This is a genomic window from Methylobacterium sp. J-030 (genome assembly GCF_022829545.1).
GTDB lineage: Bacteria > Pseudomonadota > Alphaproteobacteria > Rhizobiales > Beijerinckiaceae > Methylobacterium.
The window spans coordinates 1-2,594 of record NZ_JAKSYM010000232.1 but is presented as its reverse complement, the minus strand read 5'-3'; the positions used below and the strand labels follow the sequence as shown (position 1 = coordinate 2,594).

At 66.0% G+C, this 2,594-nt stretch carries 4 protein-coding genes and 2 pseudogenes; 1 reads left to right on the top strand and 5 read right to left on the bottom strand.

The window, feature by feature from the left end; translation table 11 throughout:
• Nucleotides 1-31: 31 nt before the first annotated feature.
• The 3 genes and pseudogenes from MKK75_RS17170 to MKK75_RS17160 form a co-directional block, all read right to left on the bottom strand.
• Nucleotides 32-365 (bottom strand): annotated as a pseudogene (locus MKK75_RS17170) (IS3 family transposase); the annotation flags it as partial.
• Between the two features lie 47 nt (nt 366-412).
• Nucleotides 413-952 (bottom strand): annotated as a pseudogene (locus MKK75_RS17165) (phage terminase large subunit family protein); the annotation flags it as partial.
• Nucleotides 910-1,332: a recombinase family protein gene (locus MKK75_RS17160; protein ID WP_244043753.1), complete on the bottom strand. Its 423-nt coding sequence runs from the start codon at nt 1,330-1,332 to the stop codon at nt 910-912. The pseudogene MKK75_RS17165 and the gene MKK75_RS17160, both read right to left, overlap by 43 nt.
• Nucleotides 1,333-1,619: 287 nt before the next feature.
• Between MKK75_RS17160 and MKK75_RS17155 the strand changes: the two genes are divergently transcribed.
• Nucleotides 1,620-1,895, top strand: coding sequence for a hypothetical protein (locus tag MKK75_RS17155; protein ID WP_244043752.1), 276 nt, complete (start codon nt 1,620-1,622; stop codon nt 1,893-1,895).
• A 79-nt stretch (nt 1,896-1,974) separates the two neighbouring features.
• Here the strand turns inward: MKK75_RS17155 and MKK75_RS35765 are convergent, their stop codons facing one another.
• A complete protein-coding gene (locus tag MKK75_RS35765; RefSeq protein WP_279593951.1) occupies nt 1,975-2,100 on the bottom strand; it encodes a hypothetical protein in 126 nt (41 codons plus the stop codon).
• An 8-nt stretch (nt 2,101-2,108) separates the two neighbouring features.
• A partial coding sequence (locus tag MKK75_RS17150) for an integrase core domain-containing protein (protein WP_244043751.1) occupies nt 2,109-2,594 on the bottom strand: 486 nt, incomplete at its 5' end.

The following is a 2,594-nucleotide window of genomic DNA, read 5'->3' as shown; positions in this document are numbered from 1 at the left end:
ACATGGCAGCGTCCGCTCACGACGCCTTGTTCAGGAGGTCCCGCAGCATCCGGCTCCCGGCGAAGGGGAGTTCGCGATGCAGTTCGTCCAGCCGTCGCATCACGGCCAGATCCGCGGCTTGAACAGGACGCGGCAGGTCGTACACGCCGCCGCGGCCGATCCCGAGGGCCTCGGCTTATTTGGCGATCGGGAGGTCGTGCTCGCGATCGATCATCGCTTTGCGCTCAGCAAACCGGCTTTGGCGAGCGCGGATGAACATCGACATGCTGGGCCAACTCGGCCAGGGTCTTCTCGCCGCGCCGGGCGGCCAGGGCCACCTTCGCCTTGAAAGCTGGGGCGTGGTTGCGACGGGTACGCTTGCTCATCGTCGCTCCTGATCTGCGGCCATCCTGGCTGTCATCCGGCAGAAACTTCACTCAACCTGCCTGTGCAGATTCAGGGTCTCTTTCCCGCCCCATTCGACGTGCTGCCAGCCGGCGAGCGCGCCGGCGTGGTCGGAGCACTGCGGACAGGGCACGAAGTAGCGCCGCTGATCGCTCTTCGCCCACAGCGCCGCGATCCGGCTCGTCTCCTCGAGGACCGGCGTCGACCCGACGAGGAGCTTGCGGTTCCAGAACTTCTCGCCGCGGGTCCAGAACAGGTAGAGCTTGTCGCCCTGGCTTTTGTAATCCGGGGTCCAGCCGTCGGCGTCGATCTCGTCGGCCGCCATGAGTTGGGCGGAGTAGCGCCGGAAGGCGTCGTCGGCCGCCGCGCCCACGACGCGGGCGTAGGCGCCGTTCGAGAGCTTGGAGAAGGTCGCCTTGTCCTGTTTCTCGCCCTTGCGCAGCGGGCGCATGAGGCGCTTGAGGACCGGCGTTTCCCCGAGCATGGGGGCGATCCCGGTGCCCCCAAAGTCCTCGGCGTCCTCTTTCACCGGCTGCGCGATCGCGCAAAGCGTCGGCGCGTGGTGGAGGTGGTGGGCCCACGGCGAGCGTGAAGCAGCGCGTGTAGCCTACGCGGGCTGCCTTCATCACCGTGACGCGCGGGATCGTCGGATCGCACAGCGCGTCCAGGAGGCCGCGCTGGTACCCGGCTGAAGCCCGGCCGCTCGGCCGGCTTCACCGTTCCCGAAACGCCGGGGTCGGCCAGGACCTGGACGAGGTCGAGGCCGACGGCCGTGGCGTAGGCACGGATCACCTGTTCTTGCTCGGGCAGGCTGTTGCCGCGCTGGGCCTGTTCATCCGTGGAAACGCGAAGGTACCCACAGGTGAGCGCCCGGACCTCTTCGCGCTCGGCTGCCTGGACGGCATTCCTACGCAGGGCGAGCCGGGCGCGGGCGCTACTCGTGGACACCCACAAACCCCTGTTTTCGTTAATGTTTCGGAAGCGCCTGCGGGTCAATTTCTAGATCTTAAGAGGTCTCGTAATTGGCTGAATTGGCGTGCGGGCTCGAGCCAGATTCTGACCCCACATGCGTCGCGAGTACGCAGCGGCGGAACGCGTCAGAGCAGCACGGACTTCAGTCGAAACCAGTGTTGCCGGTCGGCCGCACGTCCCAACCGATCCGCTGAAACTACCGAGATGCCCTTCACGGACGACGCTTGGGCCTTCAAACCCGCGCCCCGCGCGGGAGGGGCGTGATGCCAAGCTTTCGATTGACCGCAATGCTCTGGGCCTTCGGCTCGATCGCGTTCTGCAATCCGGTTCAGGCTGTCGAGCCTGGCCGCGATCTGGGGCAAGTCGCCGATCCGGAAGGCACTGCTTCGGTCACGCTCGGCACGCTGAGCGTGAAGCCGCTCGCGGTCGATAGGCCCTGGGATCCGCACGTCTGCATCGGGTGCGATCGCAACAACGGATCGCCCTTCGACAGGAAGGTTCGCTTCAGCCACCGCGTCCGTCGGGAGACTTGGCGCTGAGCAGATGCGTCAGGTCATTTCGGTCTGACAACCGAACGGGCCAGCTCAAGCGCGAACCGGTGGTACCAGGCGCGGAACATCACGCGTCCCGCAGGATCCGGTCCCACTCGGCGAGCAGGGCCATGGGCAGCTGATAGTTCGCCTCGACGAGGATGGTCGCCGCGGCCGCGTAGATTGACCTGACCGGTATTTTGGACCGAGCCAATTGAGAGGCTACTGCATGGCGGCTGCCATGGGTAGCCGGAAGGCCAGATCTGGGTAGCTGACAGGCGCGGGCGGCCGATAGCCCAGCGACGAATGCGGTCGAACGCGGTTGTGGGTGGTTTGCCATAGACCGATCACGATCTGCGCCTCCATCAGCGAGTGGAAAATCTCCTGGCGTAGACACGCGTCACGAAGCTTGCCGTTGGAGCTCTCGCAATAGCCGTTCTCCCGCGGCGATCGTGGCGCGATGTACTGGATCTGCGAGCCAGCTCTGGCGACCCACTTGCGCAACGCCTTGGAAATCATCTCTGGACCGTTGTCGCAGCGGATGTGCTCCGGGATGCCGTGCAGGCACATCGCATCGGCCAGGGCCTCGATCACGCCGAGGCTGTCGATGCGCCGCGCCACCGTCAAGGCGAGGCACGCCCGGCTGGGCTCATCGATCAGCGTCAGGATGCGCAGGCTCCGGCCGTCGTGCGTCTGAGCCTGCACGAA